The 21,874-nt window shown below is 53.6% G+C and carries 21 protein-coding genes, 1 pseudogene and 1 riboswitch; of the genes and pseudogenes, 13 read left to right on the top strand and 9 right to left on the bottom strand.

Features of this window, described 5'->3' with window-relative positions; translation table 11 throughout:
* Positions 1 to 40: 40 nt before the first annotated feature.
* Together ACOTXL_RS03220 and yebS are read right to left on the bottom strand one after the other, a co-directional pair.
* The gene (locus ACOTXL_RS03220) at positions 41 to 2,674 is read right to left on the bottom strand and encodes a PqiB family protein (protein ID WP_003859888.1); all 2,634 of its coding nucleotides are present in this window, start codon (positions 2,672 to 2,674) and stop codon (positions 41 to 43) included.
* Positions 2,643 to 3,926, bottom strand: coding sequence for a membrane integrity lipid transport subunit YebS (gene yebS / locus ACOTXL_RS03215; protein WP_045350795.1), 1,284 nt, complete (start codon positions 3,924 to 3,926; stop codon positions 2,643 to 2,645). Before yebS ends, ACOTXL_RS03220 begins: the two co-directional genes overlap by 32 nt.
* Positions 3,927 to 4,058: 132 nt before the next feature.
* On the opposite strand from yebS, the gene ACOTXL_RS03210 reads away from it, so the two are divergent.
* The 4 genes from ACOTXL_RS03210 (at position 4,059) to htpX (ending at position 8,482) form a co-directional block, all read left to right on the top strand.
* Positions 4,059 to 4,556: a GAF domain-containing protein gene (locus ACOTXL_RS03210; protein ID WP_006811006.1), complete on the top strand. Its 498-nt coding sequence runs from the start codon at positions 4,059 to 4,061 to the stop codon at positions 4,554 to 4,556.
* A gap of 96 nt (positions 4,557 to 4,652) precedes the next feature.
* The gene (gene proQ, locus ACOTXL_RS03205) at positions 4,653 to 5,339 is read left to right on the top strand and encodes an RNA chaperone ProQ (protein ID WP_003859895.1); all 687 of its coding nucleotides are present in this window, start codon (positions 4,653 to 4,655) and stop codon (positions 5,337 to 5,339) included.
* 19 nt (positions 5,340 to 5,358) lie between these two features.
* Positions 5,359 to 7,407: a carboxy terminal-processing peptidase gene (gene prc, locus ACOTXL_RS03200; RefSeq protein ID WP_003859896.1), complete on the top strand. Its 2,049-nt coding sequence runs from the start codon at positions 5,359 to 5,361 to the stop codon at positions 7,405 to 7,407.
* 193 nt (positions 7,408 to 7,600) lie between these two features.
* Positions 7,601 to 8,482 (top strand): protease HtpX, encoded by an 882-nt coding sequence (gene htpX, locus ACOTXL_RS03195; RefSeq protein WP_003859899.1) that lies wholly within the window; start codon positions 7,601 to 7,603, stop codon positions 8,480 to 8,482.
* A 51-nt stretch (positions 8,483 to 8,533) separates the two neighbouring features.
* Here htpX and ACOTXL_RS03190 read toward each other — a convergent pair whose 3' ends face one another.
* Entirely contained in the window at positions 8,534 to 9,907 is a 1,374-nt protein-coding gene (locus tag ACOTXL_RS03190) for an MFS transporter (protein ID WP_023314330.1), read from the bottom strand.
* 178 nt (positions 9,908 to 10,085) lie between these two features.
* Here ACOTXL_RS03190 and kdgR point away from each other — a divergent pair, with 178 nt between their 5' ends.
* Positions 10,086 to 10,877 (top strand): DNA-binding transcriptional regulator KdgR, encoded by a 792-nt coding sequence (gene kdgR, locus ACOTXL_RS03185; protein WP_003859903.1) that lies wholly within the window; start codon positions 10,086 to 10,088, stop codon positions 10,875 to 10,877.
* Between the two features lie 63 nt (positions 10,878 to 10,940).
* Here the strand turns inward: kdgR and ACOTXL_RS03180 are convergent, their stop codons facing one another.
* Positions 10,941 to 11,180: a YobH family protein gene (locus ACOTXL_RS03180; RefSeq protein WP_003859905.1), complete on the bottom strand. Its 240-nt coding sequence runs from the start codon at positions 11,178 to 11,180 to the stop codon at positions 10,941 to 10,943.
* A gap of 160 nt (positions 11,181 to 11,340) precedes the next feature.
* Between ACOTXL_RS03180 and mgrB the strand changes: the two genes are divergently transcribed.
* The 6 genes and pseudogenes from mgrB to rlmA all read left to right on the top strand — a co-directional run bounded on the left by mgrB (position 11,341) and on the right by rlmA (position 15,698).
* The gene (mgrB, locus tag ACOTXL_RS03175) at positions 11,341 to 11,484 is read left to right on the top strand and encodes a PhoP/PhoQ regulator MgrB (protein ID WP_003859906.1); all 144 of its coding nucleotides are present in this window, start codon (positions 11,341 to 11,343) and stop codon (positions 11,482 to 11,484) included.
* Positions 11,485 to 11,558: 74 nt separating this feature from the next.
* Positions 11,559 to 11,846, top strand: coding sequence for a YebO family protein (locus tag ACOTXL_RS03170; RefSeq protein WP_003859907.1), 288 nt, complete (start codon positions 11,559 to 11,561; stop codon positions 11,844 to 11,846).
* Positions 11,847 to 12,514: 668 nt separating this feature from the next.
* Positions 12,515 to 12,659 (top strand): annotated as a pseudogene (locus ACOTXL_RS03165) (DUF2627 domain-containing protein).
* Between the two features lie 12 nt (positions 12,660 to 12,671).
* On the top strand, positions 12,672 to 12,881 hold the full coding sequence (cspE, locus tag ACOTXL_RS03160) for a transcription antiterminator/RNA stability regulator CspE (RefSeq protein WP_001062678.1): 210 nt from the start codon (positions 12,672 to 12,674) through the stop codon (positions 12,879 to 12,881).
* A gap of 216 nt (positions 12,882 to 13,097) precedes the next feature.
* A complete protein-coding gene (ftsI, locus tag ACOTXL_RS03155) occupies positions 13,098 to 14,843 on the top strand; it encodes a peptidoglycan glycosyltransferase FtsI (RefSeq protein WP_003859909.1) in 1,746 nt (581 codons plus the stop codon).
* A 39-nt stretch (positions 14,844 to 14,882) separates the two neighbouring features.
* Positions 14,883 to 15,698 (top strand): 23S rRNA (guanine(745)-N(1))-methyltransferase, encoded by an 816-nt coding sequence (gene rlmA / locus ACOTXL_RS03150; protein ID WP_023314329.1) that lies wholly within the window; start codon positions 14,883 to 14,885, stop codon positions 15,696 to 15,698.
* Here the strand turns inward: rlmA and mntP are convergent.
* The 5 genes from mntP to manX all read right to left on the bottom strand — a co-directional run bounded on the left by mntP (position 15,695) and on the right by manX (position 19,850).
* Positions 15,695 to 16,261 (bottom strand): manganese efflux pump MntP, encoded by a 567-nt coding sequence (gene mntP / locus ACOTXL_RS03145; RefSeq protein WP_003859911.1) that lies wholly within the window; start codon positions 16,259 to 16,261, stop codon positions 15,695 to 15,697. The two genes, rlmA and mntP, sit on opposite strands and share 4 nt — an antisense overlap.
* Before the next feature lies 1 nt (position 16,262).
* Positions 16,263 to 16,464: riboswitch (yybP-ykoY riboswitch) on the bottom strand.
* A gap of 198 nt (positions 16,465 to 16,662) precedes the next feature.
* Positions 16,663 to 17,121 carry a DUF986 family protein gene (locus ACOTXL_RS03140; RefSeq protein ID WP_003859912.1) on the bottom strand — a complete coding sequence of 153 codons (459 nt, stop codon included), beginning with the start codon at positions 17,119 to 17,121 and terminating at the stop codon, positions 16,663 to 16,665.
* Positions 17,122 to 17,175: 54 nt separating this feature from the next.
* The gene (locus tag ACOTXL_RS03135; protein ID WP_006810994.1) at positions 17,176 to 18,027 is read right to left on the bottom strand and encodes a PTS mannose transporter subunit IID; all 852 of its coding nucleotides are present in this window, start codon (positions 18,025 to 18,027) and stop codon (positions 17,176 to 17,178) included.
* A gap of 12 nt (positions 18,028 to 18,039) precedes the next feature.
* Positions 18,040 to 18,840: a PTS mannose transporter subunit IIC gene (gene manY / locus ACOTXL_RS03130; RefSeq protein ID WP_003859914.1), complete on the bottom strand. Its 801-nt coding sequence runs from the start codon at positions 18,838 to 18,840 to the stop codon at positions 18,040 to 18,042.
* 47 nt (positions 18,841 to 18,887) lie between these two features.
* Positions 18,888 to 19,850, bottom strand: a complete 963-nt coding sequence (gene manX / locus ACOTXL_RS03125; protein WP_022651434.1) for a PTS mannose transporter subunit IIAB — start codon at positions 19,848 to 19,850, stop codon at positions 18,888 to 18,890.
* A 266-nt stretch (positions 19,851 to 20,116) separates the two neighbouring features.
* Between manX and ACOTXL_RS03120 the strand changes: the two genes are divergently transcribed.
* Positions 20,117 to 20,326, top strand: coding sequence for a protein YoaL (locus tag ACOTXL_RS03120; RefSeq protein WP_071785693.1), 210 nt, complete (start codon positions 20,117 to 20,119; stop codon positions 20,324 to 20,326).
* Positions 20,314 to 21,873 carry a CNNM family cation transport protein YoaE gene (yoaE, locus tag ACOTXL_RS03115; protein ID WP_003859916.1) on the top strand — a complete coding sequence of 520 codons (1,560 nt, stop codon included), beginning with the start codon at positions 20,314 to 20,316 and terminating at the stop codon, positions 21,871 to 21,873. Before ACOTXL_RS03120 ends, yoaE begins: the two co-directional genes overlap by 13 nt.
* Position 21,874 lies beyond the last annotated feature (1 nt).

The following is a 21,874-nucleotide window of genomic DNA, read 5'->3' as shown; positions in this document are numbered from 1 at the left end:
ACATAAAGGCTCCGGCGCGTTGACACCGGAGCCTGCGAGATTAACGCGGCAGCGCCGTTCCCCATTCGCGCCACTCTTTCGGTTCACTTTCCAGCAGCAGGAAGTGTTTACCTGCCTGCGCCTTAGGCGCCAGAGGCGTGCCAGGCGGCGTCGCGAAGGCAATGCCGCCGCGAATGAACTGATTAAAGGTCCCCGTTTTGACCACGCCACCGGTCAGGCCGAAGTCCAGCGAGTAGCCTGAAGCGAGCCAGAACACCGAGTTGTTGCGAACCAGATGCTGATAACGCTGGCTGATGCGCAGGCCGACCATCACGCGATCGGACAGATTACCCAGCGTCAGGCTTGTTACTGTCCCCACTTCAATGCCGCGGAACAGGACCGGCGTACCGATGCCCAGCGAACCGGCTTCCGGCACTTCAACCACAATGCTCAGACCGTCCAGATAACGGGAGTCGGTGATGGTTGCCTCTTGCAACTCAAATTCACGACGCGCGTTGCCGCGACCCGGTTCAACGTTTATGTACGGCTGAAGTATGGTGTCGAGATGCTCAACCCCTGCGGCAGAAATTTGCGGCGTAACCACCGAGAAGCGCGAGCCTGCCCGGGCGAACGTCTGCACATATTCCGGATAAAGCACGGCGGTCGCCTGAACTTCGTTGCGCGCGGTGATCAGCGTCAGCTTCTGGACCTGCCCGATATCAATGCCGAGATAGCGGATGGGCATGCCTTCAGCCAGTTTACCGGCATCAAAGGTGTGCAGGGTAATCTGCCCCCCGACTGCGCGCGCCGCGGTTTCGGACGGGAAGAGGATCCGCTTGTCACCTTTACGCATGTTGCCGCCCGCGCCGCTCAGGTTATCGAAGCTGATCGCACCGCGCAGGGCACGGGAGAGGGGAGACGCCTGTACGGTCAGCCCGCTGCCGTTGAGCTGCACTTTCGCGCCGCCTTCAGCCCAGAACACGCTGTTTGGCGTGAGCAGCTTGCGGTACTCCGGCTTGATATGCAGTTCGATATCAAACGCGTCTGCACGAGGACGAACGGTGATCACTTCCCCGACTTCAAACTTACGATAAAGCACGACGGAGCCTGCCTGGACGTCCGGCAGCGTTTCAGCGCTTAAGGTCAGCGTGGTGGTCGGCAGGTCGCCGAGGCTGTTTTCAATGGCTTTGTCCAGATTGGCGAACAGCGGATAACTCTCGCGCAGCGCACCTTTGCTGCCCGGCAGAATGCGGATCCCGCCGTTAACCCACTCGCTGGCGCTGGCGCCGAGGAACTCAACGCCGTCCAGACCCACCTTCACGTCGACCCGGCTGTTAACCACAAATTTACTGTCGCCGTGAACCAGATTGCTGTACTGCGGATCGATGGCGGCGGAGAAGGAGACCCCTTTTTCTGTCAGCTTACGTTCGAGGACCTGGCCCACCTGCACACCGTGCAGGATCAGCGGTTGCCCGGCTTCGATACCGTAGCTTTCCGGCGCATTCAGCGTAACCGTCAACACGCCCGGTTTTTGCAGCAGGGCTTTATCCGCCGGGGCGATAACAAAGTTTTTGTTCGGCGCGCCTTCACCGGGGATCAGCTCAAAGGTGCTTCCCGTCAGCAGGGAACTGATGCTGGCGTCGCTGAGGGAGAGCTTCGGATTACGCAGTTCAATGCGCGTTTTTTCCCGCAGGAGATCCACCACGCTCGGATCCACCGTCATTTCGCCGGTAACGGAGCCGCCCGCATTGAGGGTTAATTTTGTCAGTTGCCCGACCTCTAAACCCTGGTACATCAGCGGGGTCGAACCGGCTTTCAGGCCTTTGGCATCCGGCAGGGTCAGCTTGACGATGACGCCGCGCTGGCTGTGCGCCAGGTCGGCGTACAGGCCAAAGGTATCTTCTGCGGCGGCAGGGCTGGAGTCAGCAGGTGAGTCGAAGGCGATAGCGCCATTCACCAGCGCCGCCAGGCTCTCAAGCTTCACTTTCGCACCGCTTAAGCTCAGGTCGGCATCGACGCCGGAGACGTTCCAGAAGCGGCTGCCTTTTTTCACCAGGTTGGTAAAACGGCGCTCGATGAGTACATCAATGGTCACGCCATCTTTGTTCGGGTTAATGGCGTAGTCGTAAACGCGACCAACCGGAATTTTGCGGAAATAGACCAGAGAACCACTGTTCAGCGAGCCCAAATCCGGCGCGCGGAGGTGGATCATCAGATCGCCGTTATTCAGCCGATATTTCGGCTGGGTATCCAGCGCAACAAAGTGATCCTGTGGCTCGCCTTTGCCGGGCATCATGCCGATATAGTTACCGCCCACAAGCGCATCCAGCCCGGAAACGCCGGCCAGGGAGGCTTTAGGCGTGACCAGCCAGAACTGCGTTTCGGCGCGCAGGGCATCCTGCATATCAGACTTAATGCTTGCCCGGACCTGAATTTTGTTCAGCCCTTTGCCGAGGGAAATATCCTGCACGGTACCCACTTCCACCCCCTGGAAGCGAACGGGGGTACGTCCGGCGACAATGCCGTCCGCAGACTGGAAATCAATCGTGATGGTACTTCCGCGATCTTCATAGCTCGTCCAGATAAGCCAGCCTGCGATCATCAGCGCGATGACAGGTAGCAACCAGAATGGCGAAATGCGGCGTTTTGTTTTAATTCTCGCTTCAGTCGGCGAAGCGGGCGTTTCCTGACTCATGTGCGTCCCAAAGTAAGCGGCTGTCCAGCCATTCCACTGCAAGAATAGTCAATATCACCGCAGAGCCGAAATAAAAAGCTGCGGGTCCCATGGTAAAAGCAAGTAACTGATCGCGATTGATGAGCGACATCATCAGCGAAATCACGAACAGATCCAACATCGACCAGCGACCAATCCAGGTCACGAATCGCAGAAGCAGGATGCGGGTGCGTAGTCCTTGTTCGCATTTAAAGTGTATGCTGATAAGCAGCGTAAACATCACCACCACTTTGGTAAAGGGCACCAGAATACTGGCGATGAAAACAATGGCGGCGACCCCCACGTTACTGTGCGCCAGAGAGATAATCCCTGAAAGGATAGTATCTTCCTGACGGGCGCCGTTCACATAAATTACGGAGATCGGCAGCATGTTGGCCGGGAACAAAAATACCAGGGAGGCGATAAGCGCCGCCCAGCATTTTTGCAGGCTGTTGTTGCGTCGCAATCTTAACGGAATGTGGCAGCGCGGACATCTCCCGCGTTTATCCGGAAAACCGGTGTAATGGCACCCCAGGCAGACGCGCAGGTTGTCATCAGGCCGGGTCGCGGGACGCTGCGGGTAAAATCGCTCCCAAAGCTGTTCAACATTGAGATGAATCAGGGTCAGAATACTCAGCAGGACCAGTGAAATAAACGCAAAAAGGCCAATGCCAGGTTGTAAAAATGCATAATCCTGCACCTTGATAGACGCCACGCCGACGCCCACCAGATAGATGTCCAGCATCACCCACTCCTTGAGCTTTTCCAGCATGAGCAGGACGGGGCGCAGGTTCATCCCCAGTATGTTGCCAAACCACAGGTAGGCAATTGCCGCGACCAGCACCAACGGCGCGCCGACGACGCAGAACAGCACCATGGCGGCCGTAAGCGGATCGCCCTGGCGCGTCATCTGCCAGATCCCCTGCAACACGTTAGCGTCAATACGCACGCCAAGCAGGTATAGCTTTAACAGCGGCTCGGTCCAGGCGAAGGGCATCAGCAGCAGCATGGTTACCGCCATTGCCGCCAGACGCGTCAATGACCAGTCCCGGCCATCGCGAATTTTGGCATCGCAGCATGGACAAAAAGCACTTTGGTGCGATTTCATCTTCGGCAACATAAAAAGCGTATCGCACTGGGGACAACGCTGATAATGTGCACGGGACAGAGCCTGGCTTACCGTACGGACAACGATCTTTCGTGTCGGCGTAATTTGGGGTGTTTTTAGGGCCATCAGTCGCACACAGATTAGTATTGTTGAAAGTTATAATAACTCATGAACGGATTCATCTTGAGCATGAGCGCATTTAATGCTTATTTTAATAGGCTATGCGGTAACTATGTAAGATAACTAAGTGATTGAATAATGAACAAAACAGAATTCTACGCGGATCTGAATCGCGATTTTAAGGCATTAATGGCAGGGGAAACCAGTTTCTTAGCCACTCTGGCAAATACCAGTGCGTTACTGTTCGAACGCCTTTCTGACGTGAACTGGGCGGGCTTTTATCTGCTGGAAGGCGACACGCTGGTACTGGGGCCTTTCCAGGGGAAACTCGCCTGCGTGCGTATCCCGGTAGGTCGCGGCGTGTGCGGTACCGCAGTGGCGACCCGTCAGGTTCAGCGTGTCGAAGATGTTCATGCGTTTGACGGCCACATCGCCTGCGATGCCAGCAGCAATTCTGAAATCGTACTGCCGCTGGTGGTTAAAAATCAGATTATTGGCGTTCTGGATATCGACAGCACGGTCTTCAGTCGCTTTACTGCCGAGGATGAGCAGGGGCTGCGCGCGCTGGCCGCAAACCTGGAAAATGTTCTGGCAGAGACCGATTATCATAAATTCTTTGCGAGCGTCGCAGGATAATCAACGGATAACGTAGCATTTACTGATAGCGTCATTATAATGTCGCCTGTTCATGCCTGCGCTTGTTGGCAACGTCCGTTGTAATCAGGAAATTTCATGGAAAATCAACCTAAGTTGAATAGCAGTAAAGAAGTTATCGCATTTCTGGCCGAGCGTTTCCCGCAGTGCTTCAGCGCTGAAGGTGAAGCGCGTCCTCTGAAAGTCGGTATCTTTCAGGATTTGGTCGCGCGCGTTGAGGGGGAGATGAACCTCAGCAAAACGCAGCTTCGTTCTGCCTTGCGCCTTTATACCTCGAGCTGGCGTTACCTGTACGGTATCAAGCCGGGTGCGACCCGTGTCGACCTTGACGGCAACCCGTGCGGTGAGCTGGACGAGCAGCACGTAGAACATGCGCGTAAGCAGCTTGAAGAAGCCAAAGCTCGCGTGCAGGCACAGCGTGCGGAACAGCAGGCGAAAAAACGCGAAGCCGCAGCGGCAAACGGTCAGGAAGACGCCCCTCGTCGCGAGCGTAAACCGCGCCCGGCACCGCGTCGTACTGAAAATAACGATCGCAAACCGCGTGCTGACAAACCAGCAGCTAAAGCCCCACGTGCGCCGCGCGAAGAGCCGCGCCACACCCCGGTTTCTGACATCAATGCGCTGAGCGTAGGTCAGTCTCTGAAGGTGAAAGCGGGTAACAACGCGATGGACGCCACCGTACTGGAAATCACCAAAGATGGCGTTCGTGTACAGCTGACTTCTGGTATGTCAATGATTGTACGCGCAGAACACTTGTTGTTCTGAAACGGAGGCCGAGCCTGGCATGAACACTTTTTTTAAGCTCACCGCGCTGGCTGGCCTGTTTGCTATAACAGGCCACGCTTTCGCTGTGGACGATATTACGCGTGTTGATCAAATTCCGGTTCTCAAGGAAGAGACTCAGCACGCGACGGTGAGTGAGCGCGTGACGTCGCGCTTTACTCGTTCGCACTATCGTCAGTTCGATCTCGATCAGGCCTTTTCGGCCAAAATCTTTGACCGTTATCTGAACTTGCTGGATTACAGCCATAACGTACTGCTGGCCAGCGATGTCGAACAGTTCGCTAAACGCAAATCCGAAGTGGGTGATGAGCTGCGCTCCGGAAAACTCGATCTGTTCTACGATCTGTACAACTTATCGCAAAAGCGCCGTTTTGAGCGTTATCAATACGCGCTGAAAGTGCTGGAACGTCCTATGGACTTCACCGGCAACGACACCTTTAATCTGGACCGCAGCAAAGCGCCATGGCCGAAAGACGAGGCTGAACTGAATGCGCTGTGGGATGGAAAAGTCAAATATGACGAACTGAGCCTCAAGCTCACAGGCAAAGACGAGAAAGAGATCCGTGAGACGTTAAACCGTCGCTACAAGTTCGCTATTCGCCGTCTGGCGCAGACCAACAGTGAAGATGTTTTCTCGCTGGCGATGACCGCGTTTGCGCACGAAATTGATCCGCACACTAATTATCTCTCTCCACGTAACACCGAACAGTTCAATACCGAAATGAGCCTGTCTCTGGAAGGTATCGGTGCTGTGCTTCAGATGGACGATGACTACACCGTAATCAACTCCATGGTGGCCGGTGGCCCTGCATCGAAAAGCAAAGCGATCAGCGTAGGCGACCGTATTGTCGGTGTGGGCCAAACCGGAAAGAGCATGGTGGACGTGATTGGTTGGCGTCTTGATGACGTAGTTGCGCTGATCAAAGGGCCGAAGGGCAGCAAAGTTCGCCTGGAGATCCTGCCAGCCGGTAAGGGGACCAAAACCCGTATCGTTACTCTGACCCGTGAGCGTATCCGTCTGGAAGATCGCGCGGTGAAAATGTCGGTGAAAACCGTGGGTAAAGAGAAGGTTGGCGTTCTGGATATCCCTGGTTTCTACGTCGGCCTGACCGATGATGTGAAAGTGCAGCTTCAGAAGCTTGAAAAGCAGAATGTCAGCAGCGTGATCATTGACCTGCGCAGCAACGGCGGCGGGGCATTGACCGAGGCCGTCTCGCTTTCCGGGCTGTTTATCCCGTCTGGCCCGGTGGTACAGGTGCGCGATAACAACGGTAAAGTGCGTGAAGATGCGGATACCGATGGTGTGGTCTACTATAAGGGGCCGCTGGTGGTGCTTGTCGATCGCTTCAGCGCCTCTGCATCGGAAATCTTCGCTGCTGCCATGCAGGATTACGGCCGGGCGTTAATCGTCGGCGAACCGACGTTTGGCAAGGGCACCGTTCAGCAGTACCGCTCTCTGAACCGTATTTACGACCAGATGCTGCGCCCTGAATGGCCGGCGCTGGGCTCAGTACAGTACACCATTCAGAAGTTTTACCGCGTCAACGGCGGCAGCACGCAGCGCAAAGGCGTGACGCCGGATATTATGATGCCGACAGGTACCGAAGAGACGGAAACGGGCGAGAAGTTTGAAGATAACGCGCTGCCGTGGGATAGCATTGATGCCGCGACATTCGTGAAATCGGGTGATATGAAACAGTTCGGACCGGAACTGCTGAAAAATCACAACGATCGCATCGGGAAGGATCCGGAATTCCAGTACATCATGAAGGACATCGCGCGTTTCAACGCCCTGAAAGCAAAACGGAACATTGTGTCTCTGAACTACGCTCAGCGTGAGAAAGAGAACAATGAAGATGACGCGACACGTCTGGCGCGTATCAACGATCGCTTCAAACGTGAAGGCAAGCCTCTGCTCAAAAAACTGGACGATCTGCCTAAGGATTACCAGGAGCCCGATCCGTATCTGGACGAGACGGTGCATATCGCGCTTGATCTCGCGAAGCTGGAAAAAGAGAAACCTGCTGTGCAACCTGCTCCGACAAAATAATCCCCCAACAGGCACAAGAAATTGTGCCTGTTTCTTTTTGTTCCTCATCCTTCCGTCAGGCAGATTTCCAATTGTGTAAAGTTGTGTCTTTCTGGTGACTTACGCCGTCTGGATGCTTGAAAATAGCCGTAATACCCATACGATGTGGGTAATCGCATAGTGCGTTTTGTTAAACTGAGGTTAAAAGAATATTATGATGCGAATCGCGCTCTTCCTGCTCACCAACCTGGCGGTGATGGTGGTATTCGGGCTGGTGCTAAGCCTGACGGGAATTCAGTCGAGCAGCGTTCAGGGTCTGTTGATTATGGCGCTGCTGTTTGGTTTCGGTGGCTCTTTCATTTCACTGCTAATGTCGAAGTGGATGGCACTGAAATCCGTGGGCGGTGAAGTTATTGAGCAACCGCGTAACGATATGGAGCAGTGGCTGATGAGCACGGTTGCTCAGCAGTCAAAGCAGGCAGGCATTGCCATGCCACAGGTAGCCATCTACCACGCGCCGGATATCAACGCGTTTGCTACCGGTGCGCGTCGTGACGCGTCCCTGGTGGCCGTCAGCACCGGTCTGCTGCAAAACATGAGCCGTGACGAAGCGGAAGCGGTTATTGCTCACGAGATCAGCCACATCGCCAACGGCGATATGGTCACCATGACCCTGATCCAGGGCGTGGTGAACACCTTCGTTATCTTTATTTCCCGTATTCTGGCGCAGATTGCTGCCGGGTTTATGGGTGGCAACCGTGATGAGGGTGAAGAGAGCAACGGCAACCCGCTGATCTATTTTGCTGTTTCAATGGTGCTGGAGCTGGTGTTCGGTATCCTGGCAAGCATTATTACCATGTGGTTCTCCCGTCATCGTGAGTTCCATGCGGATGCCGGTTCCGCGAAACTGGTGGGTCGTGAAAAGATGATTGCTGCGCTGCAACGTCTTAAAACCAGCTACGAGCCGCAGGAAGCAAACAGCATGATGGCCTTCTGCATCAACGGCAAGTCAAAGTCGCTGAGCGAGCTGTTTATGTCTCACCCGCCGCTGGATAAACGTATTGAAGCGCTGCGTAGCGGCGAATATCTGAAGTAACGTAATCGGGTTGAAAACAACCGGGCAGGAGTCCTTCTCCGCCCGGTTTTTTTATGCCTGCGCCTTTGGCTGGGTGACACGAAGACCGCTAATGACAGCCGCGAGGGTCGCCAGTGTCCCTGCGGTAATCAGCGCAACGTGTGTCGCATTCTGCCCGGCCAGGTTAAACATCAAGGCTACCAGTGCGGCCCCGGTGCTTTGCCCTAACAGTCTTGCCGTGCCCAGCATCCCGCTGGCGCCACCGCTGCGATGACGTGGGGCAGAGGTGATAATCGTGTGGTTATTAGGGGACTGGAACAGACCAAAACCGGCCCCGCACAGGATCATGCGCCAGATAATATCCAGATCCCCTGGCGAGGCGGGCAGGAGCGCCAGTGCAAACAGTCCCACCGCCATGACAACCAGCCCAATCGCCCCCAGAAGCCCGGCATGAACGCGCTCAATAAGGTAACCGGCCAGCGGGGCCATCACCATGGTTGCCAGAGGCCAGGGCGTGAGCAGCAAGCCTGTTTCCACTTCCGAACGGCCAATCACGCTCTGCAAAAAGAACGGCAGCGCAACCAGCGCCAGCATCTGGGCGCAGAACGAGCAAATGGAGGTACAAATGGATAGCGAAAACAGCGGAATACGCAGCAAATCCACCGGCAGTAACGGCACGGGCAGCGCCAGCTGACGTCGTACGAAGAAAAATCCGATGATAAGCATGGCAACGATTTCTGCGGCAATGAGCGACAGAGACTGCCCCTGAGCAAATCCGCTCAGCGCGGTAATCAGCAGGCCAAAGGTCAGCGCGTTCATCACGGCGCTGGGCAGGTCAAAACGCGGCATGGTGTTTTTCGGACCATTTTCCGGAAGATAGCGCAGGGCGAAGAAGATCGCCACAATACCCAGCGGCACATTAATGGCAAACAGCCACTGCCACGAGGCAACGGACAGAATGGCGGCGGCAATCGTCGGCCCGGCAGCGGACGACACGGCCACAATAAAGGAATTAATGCCCATGCCGCGCCCCAGGTGGCGGTGAGGATAGATAAGCCGTATGAGGGCCGTGTTCACGCTCATTAGCGCCGCGCCGCCAAAGCCCTGCGCGATACGCGCCAGGGTGAGGGTGTGCAGTGAATCGGAAAGGGCACAGAAGAGCGAGGTGAGGGTAAAGACCACCAGCCCGCACTGGTAAACACGGCGATAGCCAAACATATCGCCCAGGAAAGAGAGTGACAGGAGGGAAATCACAATTGCTATCTGGTACGCGTTCACAATCCAGATGGAGCTTGCGGGAGAAGCATTAAGGTCTTTTGCAATGGTAGGAAGAGCAACGTTGGCAATCGCACCGTCAAGGACAGCCATCGAAATACCGATGACAATAGTGGCAATTGCCCCGTACCTCTGCGGTAAGGGCAGGCCATCAGAAACGTTTTTTTGCATGGGAAAAGAATGACTCAGCGTGAAATTATTTTCAGAGTAACTATTTTAGCATCGTTATTTCGGTTTTATGTCGCAGATTTGTAACGAAGTAAACCCAGATAGATTGCAGCACGCATCACACGAATTTATAATAAAAACCGGTTCTGATTTTTATAAAACACTCTCCATGAGGTGATAAATGGCAATCGCAGATTTGGATAAGCAGCCAGATTCTGTTTCTTCCGTGCTGAAGGTGTTTGGCATCTTGCAGGCGCTCGGAGAAGAGCGTGAAATTGGTATTACAGAGTTGTCGCAGCGTGTGATGATGTCGAAAAGCACCGTTTATCGCTTTTTGCAGACGATGAAATCATTGGGTTATGTCGCGCAGGAAGGAGAATCAGAAAAATATTCTCTGACGCTGAAACTGTTTGAACTGGGCGCCCGCGCTTTGCAAAACGTGGATCTGATCCGCAGCGCTGACATTCAGATGCGTGAACTTTCACGACTGACGAAAGAGACAATTCACCTCGGTGCGCTGGATGAAGACAGCATTGTTTACATCCACAAAATTGACTCCATGTACAACCTGCGCATGTATTCACGCATCGGTCGTCGTAACCCGCTCTACAGCACCGCAATTGGTAAAGTACTGCTGGCCTGGCGCGATCGCGAAGAGGTGAAGCAGATCCTTGACGGGGTGGAGTACAAACGCAGCACCGACCGCACCATTACCAGTACGGATGAACTGCTGAGCGTGCTGGATAACGTGCGTGAGCAGGGTTACGGGGAAGATAACGAAGAGCAGGAAGAGGGGCTGCGTTGCATCGGTGTGCCGGTATTTGACCGCTTCGGCGTTGTCATTGCGGGCCTCAGCATTTCGTTCCCAACGCTGCGTTTCTCTGAAGAGCGTCTACATGAATATGTGGCGATCCTGCATACCGCAGCGCGCAAAATTTCAGAGCAGATGGGCTATAACGATTATCCGTTCTGATCGACGCTTTCAATAAAAACGCCGCAACAGTGCGGCGTTCTAGTAAGCGAAATTCAACGCTGATTAACCGTTATCAATCACATCAGATGATTTACGCAGCACAGGACAGTTGGTTAACCCGATGATCCCGCTGTCGGAATGAATGTACTGCGCCGTACTTACCCCCCGGGCGGTAAGATATTTACACTGGATACCCAGACCCGCGGCATTTTCTTTGCTTCCCATTAATACGCCGTACCCACTTAATAACAGGCCGATCCACACAATGGCCAGTACAATTACTGTACGAATAAGTAAACGCATCGTTGCCTCTTTTTTCTTTGTTGTCATGGAGTAAGCGTAACGGGTTTACGCAGTGAAACAAGTGCACGATTCCGAAAAGCGTCTGTTGAAGGTACAGTTAGCCCCTGTTTAAGATAACCGTGATAACCTGGCTGCATCAGGTCTTAAGACGGAGTGTGGAGTGAAAAAAATACGCTGGGTAATTCTGATTATAGTGTTGATAGCTTGTGTGGTGCTGTGGACGCAGACTATCAATGTGATGTGCGATCAGGATGTACAATTCTTTAGCGGCATTTGTTCAATCAATAAGTTTATCCCCTGGTAGAGGCCATTTTTACGCTGAGTGATGTCCTTACGTGGCGGCAGTGGTAAAATGACTGTTTTTACTGAGGTGGTGAAATGGGTGAGTTACTGAATTCGGGGCTGCTGAGCATTGCATCCCTGGTAATGTCTTTGGTGGTGCTGGTCGTTGGGCTGGTACTGTGGTTCTTCGTTAACCGCGCCAGCTCCCGCACAAACGAGCAGATTGAACTGCTGGAAGCATTGCTCGATCAGCAGAAACGGCAGAATGCGTTGCTGCGTCGTCTGTGCGAAGCCAACGAGCCGGAGGAGAAAGCGGTACCTAAGGACGCTGTTGCTCAACAACAGGACGAGGAAGACTTCATTCGCCTGGTAGCCGAACGATAGTTTGCCCGGAAAGGGAGGTGGCCTGACGTACGGCGTAAATCCCCTCCCTTATCAAATGTGATCCACAACATCCCAACATATAATTAAGCAGCAGTTAACTATTGTTTCAGCATACTGAAAACTGGTGAATATTTATCCTTATTCGATAATTACCGTTTCGTTGAATAAATTGTGTGTTTTATCTTTCCCGAAGTGTTTTATTTTTATCGAAACGTTTTGCTTGCCTTGTTTTGAGGCAGAGTCATAAAAATTTCATTATTTTGGTGCAGAATAACGCTAATTAAATGGTGGATTTTAATACAATTAGCAAAATGTAATTAACATCGTATATTCCCTGACACATGTCGGTGCGTTGCAATGTTTTCAGCATAACTTTTCACAAAATGTTCTAACTCAGTCATTCTTTTAAAGAAAATCAGGGATTGGGATGGACGCTTTGAAATGATTGAGCTATGTTTAAAAAGTCTTTGATTACAGGGCGCGTCAACGCACCCTGCGGGCAGTGAGGTCAGGTAGCGCTTCATTTGACAATTCGCATAACTGTGCAGATTGTTATGGAGTAACACCTGAATTTGTGCGGCGGATCGAGACATGTTTAAAAATGGCTTGCCATATTAAACGTTGTGTGTGATAACACGTTTTGGGTCAAACGAGGTACAGTTCTGTTTATGTGTGGCATTTTCAGTAAAGAAGTCCTGAGTAAACACGTTGTCGTTGAATACCGCTTCTCTGCCGAACCTTATATTAGTGCCTCAAGCAGTAATGTCTCAGTTTTATCTAAGTCAAAGCCTGCGGGCTAAGAAAACACTCTAAGGAATTTTGCAAATGGCAAAGATTAAAGGTCAAGTTAAGTGGTTCAACGAGTCTAAAGGTTTTGGTTTCATTACTCCTGCTGACGGCAGCAAAGATGTGTTCGTACACTTCTCTGCAATCCAGGGTAACGGCTTCAAAACTCTGGCTGAAGGCCAGAACGTTGAGTTCGAAATTCAGGATGGCCAGAAAGGCCCAGCTGCGGTTAACGTAACTGCTATCTGATCGAATCACTGCTGACTGAAGCGCTCAGCGCTTCGATCCCAGACATAAGCCTCGCCGATGCGGGGCTTTTTTATTCGCTTATTTTTCAAAATATTACGTAATCCTCCGCTGTTATTATCTTGTTGCAAACCCGCGAGAATATTAGCATTGTTTTCCCGCCTTCTTATCCGCTTTTCCCGTTAAATCAGGGCGTTGATCAACAGCCCTGGGGTTAAGGTGAAAAAAAAGACAATAACGACCACCGGAAACTTTACTCCGGCACGTTTTGCACTTCTGTGTCTCGCTATCTTTTGTAGTCTTGCGTTTTTGCTGGGCCGCGTGGCGTGGCTGCAAATTATCAAACCGGATAATCTGGTTAAGCAGGAGGATATGCGCTCCCTGCGCGAAGTGGCGATAGACGCCCCGCGTGGGATGATTGTGGACCGTGAAGGACGACCCCTTGCGGTGAGCGTACCTGTCCAGGCCGTCTGGGCCGATCCCAAAACAGTGCTTGAAAAAGGGGGGATCGGTTATGATTCGCGCTGGCAGGCCCTGGCAAATGCCTTACACCTTTCTCTGAGCACGCTCGCATCGCGAATCAACAGTAACCCGCACGGGCGATTTATTTACCTTGCCCGTCAGGTTGATCCCTCCCAGGCAAAGTGGATCGATAAGCTGCGTCTTCCGGGTATCAACCTTCGCGATGAGTCCCGCCGCTTTTATCCTGCCGGGCACGTGGCGGCGAACCTGATTGGCTTCACCAATATTGATGGTCAGGGCATTGAGGGTGTCGAGAAAAGCTTCAACACGCAGCTTACCGGGAAGGCAGGCGTGCGGCTGGTCAGGAAAGATCGCTACGGACATGTGGTGGAGAACCTCACGGAGGTGGCTCCCGTACCTGCACATAATATCCAGCTTAGTATCGATGAACGCCTGCAAACTATCACCGAAGACGCGCTGGATAATGCCGTGGCGTGGAACAAAGCTGAGTCAGGCGCGTCGGTGCTAATTAATATCCAGACGGGCGAAATTCTGGCAATGGCGAGCTTCCCCGACTTCAACCCCAACAACCGGGAAGGGGCAACGCTGGATGATTTTCGCAATCGCGCGATCAGCGACACCTTTGAACCTGGCTCTACCGTTAAGCCTCTGGTGCTGATGACGGCGCTACAGCAGGGGCTGGTACAGCCTGACAGCGTCATAGACACGCATCCCTACACCATTGATGGCCATCGTATCCGCGATGTGGGCTACTATCCCGAGCTGACGATGACCGGCATCCTGCAAAAATCCAGTGACACGGGCGTGTCCCGTCTTTCGCTGGCGATGCCTGTGCAACGGTTACTGGATACCTATAAACACTTTGGCTTTGGCGAGAGTACCGGGCTTGGCTTAACGGGAGAAAGCGCAGGTTTACTGCCGCAGCGGAAATTCTGGAGCCAGTTAGACCGGGCGACCTTTGCCTTTGGATATGGCCTGATGGTAACCCCCCTCCAGCTGGCGCATGTGTATGCCACCATCGGCAGCTATGGCATTGAACGGCCTCTGTCCATCACCCGAATCGATCCGCCGGTGATTGGCAAGCGGGTGATGCCCGAAGAAATTGTTCACGAGGTGGAGCACATGATGGAGAGCGTCGCATTACCCGGCGGTGGTGGAATCAAAGCGGCGGTGCGTAACTATCGCGTGGCGATAAAAACCGGGACGGCCAAAAAAATCGATGAACACGGTAAGTATGTGGATAAATACGTCGCCTATACCGCAGGCGTTGCGCCTGCCAGCGATCCCCGTTTTGCGCTGGTGGTGGTGATTAACGATCCGCAAAACGGTGCCTATTACGGCGGGGCCGTTTCCGCGCCCGTTTTCAGCGAAATTATGGGGAACGTTCTGCGTCTGGAAAACGTAAAGCCTGACGGGCTGCCGGCAGATTCTGACCATCTGATCGTGATGCATCACCCAGCCGTTTATAACCCTGGCGAATAGCGGTACACTTCGCCTTTTGGTTTACGCCCTGGAGCTGTCATGTCTTTCAGTTGTCCCCTTTGCCACGCGCCGCTGACGCGCGCGGAGAAAACGTTTATCTGTCCACAGGGACATCAGTTTGACCGGGCGAAAGAGGGCTATGTAAATCTTCTGCCGGTACAGCACAAGCGCTCCCGGGACCCGGGTGACAGCGCGGAGATGATGCAGGCGCGCCGGGCGTTTCTCGATGCCGGGCATTATCAACCGCTCAGGGATGCCGTTGTCGCCATACTCCGTGAATATCTGACAGAAGGCGCATCCGCCATGCTGGATATCGGTTGCGGCGAAGGCTACTACACCGCCACGTTTGCTGACGTAGCGGCTGAGAAGGGCGCCGAAACTTACGGGCTGGACGTGTCGAAAGTGGCAATCCGTGCGGCAGCCAAACGCTACTCAGCGGTAACGTTCTGCGTGGCCTCCAGCCACCGCCTGCCGTTTGAAAAAGCGAGTATGGACGCCGTGGTGCGTATCTATGCGCCGTGCAAGGCAGAGGAGCTGGCGCGCGTCGTTAAGCCCGGCGGCTGGGTTATCACCGTTACGCCAGGGCCGCGTCATCTGTTGGAGCTAAAAGGGCTGATCTATGATGAAGTTCACCTGCATGCGCCGCACTCTGAACAGCTGGCGGGCTTTGCGTTAAAGCAGGCGCAGTCGGTAGCGTATGAAATGACGTTGCAGGGAAGTGAAGCGGTGGCGTTACTGCAAATGACGCCGTTTGCGTGGCGGGCAAAACCAGAGGTGTGGGAAACGCTGGCAGCGCAGACAGAATTTCGCTGCCAGACGGATTTCAGCATCCATTGCTGGCAGCGCGAAGGTTAACCCGCGAAGTGTGCCCAAAGGATTTGGGCACCAATCCCGATCAACACGATACCGCCCAGAATTTCGGCGCGTTTGCCTAACAGCGGGCCAATGAACCGACCCACCATCATCCCCAGCGTTGACATGATCAGCGTGGCGCAGCCAATCGCCAGCGCGGTGGCGATAATATTGACCTGCAAAAACGCCAGACCGACACCCACGGCCATTGCATCCAGGCTGGTTGCGATGGCGGTTGTCACCAGAAGCCAGAAGCCGTGGCGTTGCAGCGGCGCATCATCTTCATCGCCGTTGCCACGAAAACCTTCAATCACCATACGTCCGCCGAGGAACACCAGCAGCACGAAAGCAATCCAGTGATTCCACTCCAGCACAAACTGGCTGGCGAGCATCCCCAGTCCCCAGCCGATAAGCGGCGTCAGCGTTTCGATAGCGCCAAAGATGAGACCGGTACGCAGGGCTTCGGAAAATTTAGGTTTATGGAGAGTGGCACCTTTGCCGATAGAGGCGGCAAATGCGTCCATGGACATGCCAAAAGCCAGAAGGATCGTAGCGGAGATATTCATAAGAGCGTCCAGACCGGGGATATCCATATGACACATCACTGCCCCCAGTAAACAGCAGTTGATGTATCTATGGTCTCGCCTGATCGCTTCTGGCACAGTAATTGTGCTTAAAAACGATCCGTACGCGCCACGTTTTTCAACGAGTATGTTGACACGTACATTTCCCGCAGGCAGGAAATCGGCTACTCCCCAACGACGGGCGCAACCTTAACATATTTTGAGAATATAAAACAACAACGAAGATGGCTTTATATAGCCACTATGTTGATAACGATTTTCATTTAGATTTATGCGTGAAAATATCGTTAATAAATATAAGTCAATTAACAGTGGAGATATAGCACCGGCTATATTGCTGGTTCAAGAATAATGCAATATATAGCCGATGCTATAATGATAAATCATTGAGTTTTAACAAGTAATTTGTATATCTTTTCCAGGTCATCAATATTTCTGACCCGGATGAGCAGGCGGCGTTGTTCTAATTGCATCACCAGAACCCCGTCTTCGGATAAATTCATCTCTTTAATACGGTTATATTCTATCCAGACATTGGCGAAGAAGAATCCGTGTTTTTTAAAAATGAGTTTTGGCGAGCGGATCCAGAACAGGTAAATCGCCATTAATGCCAGCGCACATAATAACCATGTGGTTAATATTGCGCCGTGGCTGGTCACATTATTGTAAATGAGGATGACTACCAGACCGGCGAAGATAAACGCATCAATGCGTCCACGGCGTAAGAGGGGAAGGGTCAGCAGCGTCTCGCCGTGGCGGCGAGGCATAATAAACTCGTCATAGATCGCGTAAGCCAGAAGGGCAACAATAAATAAAACCAGTACGGTGTCCGTGACAGTCATTCATCCTCCAGATAAAAAGACCGGGGGCAAGCCCCCGATCAGTAACGCATTTTATTACAGACCCAGCAGGCCGACAGCGTAGCCCGCGATACCGATGACGAAGAAGCCAACGATGATCCAAAGCGGGTTCACTTTCTTACGCAGCAGCCACATACAGGCGAAGGTTAACAGCAGCGGTACCAGGCCCGGCATCAGCTGGTCCAGAATGGTCTGCACGGTGGTAACGCGCGTCTGACCATCCTGACCGGTGATCGTTGATACCACCAGCGGGATGTTTACGTGCGTCCACTTGTTAACCAGCGCCCCCATTACAAACAGGCCGAGAATTGACGCCCCCTCAGTCAGTTTTTGCAGGAAGCCGCCGCCCATATCCTTAACGATATCCACACCTTTACGATAGCCGTACGCCACGCCGTAGTAACGGGTCAGCAGACGCACCGCGTTGAACAGGATGAAGAACAGCAGAGGACCGAGCAGGCTGCCGCTCATGGCGATCCCGGCGCCCAGCGCCGCAAAGACCGGACGCACGGTACCCCAGAAAATCGGGTCGCCCACGCCTGCCAGCGGCCCCATCAGACCAACTTTGATACCGTTGATGGCACCATCGTCGATTTCAGCCCCGTTCGCACGCTGCTCTTCCATCGCCAGCGTCACGCCCAGAACCGGCGCCGCAACATAAGGATGGGTGTTGAAGAATTCCAGATGACGCTTAATTGCCTGACGGCGTGCTTCGTTGTTTTCCGGATACAGGCGTTTGATGGCCGGCACCATGGAGAAGCAGAAGCCGAGCGCCTGCATACGTTCGAAGTTCCATGAACCCTGAAACAGGTTAGAACGGATGAACACGCCACGAATATCACCCGGAGTGAGTTTTTTCTCAGTGGTAGTTTTTGTCATATCAACCATTTCGCTCACCTGTTAGTCCAGTTCGTTATCGAGATCGTTGTTACCAGCAGCCTGCGCAGGGGCACCCGCGACACGGTTGTATTTCGGGCTGAGCTGGATATAAAGAATCGCCATCACCGCACCAATCACACCCAGCGCAACCAGGTTGAAGTTGGTGAACGCAGCGGTAACGAAGCCGAGGTAGAAGAATGGCATCAGGTAGCCCGCGCGCATCATGTTGATGACCATCGCATAACCGACCACCACGATCATACCCCCGGCGATATTCAGACCGCTGGTGACCACTTCAGGGATCGCATTCAGCATGCCCTGAACTTCGCTGGTACCGACAGAAATCGCCACGATAACTGCAGGGATCGCGATACGCATCGCTTGCAGGAACAGGGAAGAAACGTGGATCCAGGAGAGCGCGGTGAGGTTGCCGTTTTCGGCCGCCTTATCCGCCGCGTGCTGGAAGGCCACGGTAATAGTACGGACAATAATGGTCAGCACCTGACCCGCTGCGGCCAGCGGGATGGCCAGCGCGATACCGGCACCAATACTCTGATGACCGGCGATAACCAGAACGGTCGAAATAATGGACGCCAGCGCGGCATCTGGCGCAACTGCCGCACCGATGTTCATCCAGCCGAGGGCGATCATTTCCAGGGTACCACCGATGATGATACCGGTTTTCATGTCACCGAGAACGGCGCCAATCAACGTACAGGCCACCAGAGGGCGGTGGAACTGAAATTCATCAAGTACGGACTCCATACCCGCAATACACGCGACGATGAACACCAGCACAATCTGAAGAGTAGTAATCTCCATTGCACTTCTCCTATTACATAAGCTCTATATGAAAAACCGGCCCGGGCTTATTTCCCCACTTTGCCGATCAAATCCATCATTTTCAGTTTCTGATCCGTGGAAACCTTACGGGCTTCCAGCTCGATACCGCGTGCATTCAGCTTGTTGAAGGCCTCGATATCTTTCGCATCCACTGAAATCGCGTTGTTGACCTGCGTTTTGCCCTGACGGAAAGCCATACCGCCAATGTTAACGGAGGTGATTTTCACGCCGCCTTCAACAATGCGTTCAACGTCTGTCGGGTTGGTGAACAGAAGCATCACGCGTTCGCCCGCGTATTTCGGGTTGTTGTAAACGCGGATCATTTTGGCGACATCCACGACGTGCGCGGTGACGCCCGGCGGTGCAACCTGGGTAAGAAGGGTTTTACGGACAGTGTCGGCGGCCACTTCGTCACTGACCACGATGATGCGTTGTACGTTGGTCTCTTTGGTCCAGCGCGTCGCCACCTGGCCGTGGATCAGACGGTCATCAATACGCGCAAGGCCGATAACCATGTAATCGTTCGGACCCATTGGCTTCGCCGGTGCAGCGGCTTTTGGTGCAGCAGGGGCAGGGGCAGGTTTTTCAACCGGCTGCGCTTTCAGCGCCTTCACGCCTTCGCGACCGGTTTCCACCGCCAGCGCCACCAGCTCGTCAAAGCCTGGGTTGTCGTCACGCGCCATGAAGGTTTCCACCAACATCGGGATATTCACCCCGGCGACGACTTCATAATGCTCTTTATCGACGACAATGCGGCTGGCAGCGTTGAACGGGCTGCCGCCCCATGTATCCACGAGAAACAGCACGCCTTTGCTGGTATCCAGCTTCTCAAGCTGAGCAGTGTATTTTTCAATCAGCGTCTCGGCATTTTCACCGGGAACGAAATCGATCCAGCCGACGTTTTCCTGCTCGCCCAACAGCATTTCTGCCGTTTTGAGTAACTGCTCCGCAGCCCAACCATGTGTGCCTATGACAATAGCAATGGTCACTTGCTACCTCCTTTTATTATCATTTATACGTCTGCCAGGCAGGCGTACTGAGAATCGTATTGGCGAACCGAATCGATTCAGATAAGGGTTAGAGTTCAAAAAAACTAAGACTTCCGCGAATTATTTTAGATAGTGAAAAAATAATTTATGTGATGAAGATCCGTAATTTAGCTACGCCTTACAGATTTTTCTCTAAGATAATCCGCGTGTGTTACAGAAGTTTGCAAAGGAACGTAAATCTTTGCTAAAAACCAATTGTCTCTGATATGTTTAGCGTCCGTTTAATTATTCAGGAGTATAGGGCTACAGCCCACTATATGGACCGTCACCGACGTCAGTCATCTTCCAGGCCATTCCGCGCCTTAATCACCGGCGATCTTCGCCACGCATCGACTCTCATTCCCTTTGAAATGCCCGACATTAGCGGGGCACCGTTTTGTCATTCCTTTAGCAGGAGCGTGTCATGGAATTCTTAATGGACCCGTCAATCTGGGTAGGCTTGCTTACGCTGGTCGTGCTGGAGATCGTTCTCGGTATTGATAACCTGGTGTTTATCGCCATCCTCGCAGATAAACTGCCGCCGAAACAGCGTGATAAAGCCCGTCTGATCGGCCTCTCGCTGGCGCTGATCATGCGTCTGGGCTTACTGTCTGTTATCTCGTGGATGGTCACCCTGACGAAGCCCCTGTTCACCGTCATGGATTTCACCTTCTCCGGCCGCGATTTAATTATGCTGGTAGGGGGACTGTTCCTGCTGTTCAAAGCCACAACAGAGCTGCATGAACGGCTGGAGAACCGGCAGCACGATGATGGCCACGGTAAGGGTTATGCCAGCTTCTGGGTGGTTGTTCTACAGATTGTGGTGCTTGATGCGGTCTTCTCACTGGATGCGGTGATTACGGCGGTCGGCATGGTGAACCATCTGCCGGTGATGATGGCGGCGGTGGTGATTGCGATGGCGGTAATGCTGCTGGCGTCGAAACCGCTGACGCGTTTCGTCAACCAGCATCCGACGGTCGTTGTGCTGTGTCTGAGCTTCCTGCTGATGATTGGTCTGAGCCTGGTGGCAGAAGGGTTTGGCTTCCATATTCCGAAAGGCTACCTGTACGCCGCGATTGGCTTCTCGATTCTGATCGAGCTGTTTAACCAGATTGCGCGCCGTAACTTTATTAAGCAGCAGTCGAATCAGCCGCTGCGAGCCCGTACCGCAGATGCGATTCTGCGACTGATGGGCGGGCGTCGTCAGGTGAACGTGCAGGCTGATAACGAGAACCGCAACCCGGTTCCGGTGCCGGAAGGCGCGTTTGTGGAAGAAGAACGCTACATGATCAATGGCGTGCTTTCGCTGGCTTCCCGCTCCCTGCGCGGTATTATGACGCCGCGCGGCGAAATCAGCTGGGTGGACGCCAACCTGAGCGTCGACGAAATTCGTCAGCAGCTGCTCTCCTCGCCGCACAGCCTGTTCCCGGTCTGCCGGGGTGAGCTGGATGAGATCATCGGTGTGGTACGCGCGAAAGAGATGCTGGTGGCGCTGGAAGAGGGCGTTAACGTCGAGGCCGTAGCGGCCGCGTCGCCCGCTATCGTGGTGCCTGAAACGCTGGATCCGATCAACCTGCTGGGCGTATTGCGCCGTGCTCGCGGGAGCTTTGTTATCGTCACCAACGAATTTGGTGTGGTACAGGGCCTGGTGACGCCGCTGGATGTGCTGGAAGCCATTGCCGGTGAATTCCCTGATGCGGATGAAACCCCGGAAATCGTTGCCGACGGTGACGGCTGGCTGGTGAAAGGCACCACCGACCTGCACGCGCTCTCGCACACGCTGGGCGTCGAAAACGTGGTCAATGATGATGAAGATATTGCCACCGTGGCGGGGCTGGTGATCTCCGTTAACGGGCAGATCCCGCGTATCGGTGATGTGCTGGAGCTGCCGCCGCTGCAAATTACCATCGTCGAAGCCAACGACTATCGCGTTGATATGGTGCGTATTGTTAAAGAGCACTCTGCGCACGATGAAGAAGAGTAAC

Source organism: Enterobacter cloacae complex sp. IR5402 (assembly GCF_049238125.1).
Taxonomy (GTDB): Bacteria; Pseudomonadota; Gammaproteobacteria; order Enterobacterales; family Enterobacteriaceae; genus Enterobacter; species Enterobacter hormaechei_C.
Note: the sequence above shows the minus strand (reverse complement) of the source record. Positions and strands in the feature narration are given on the sequence as shown.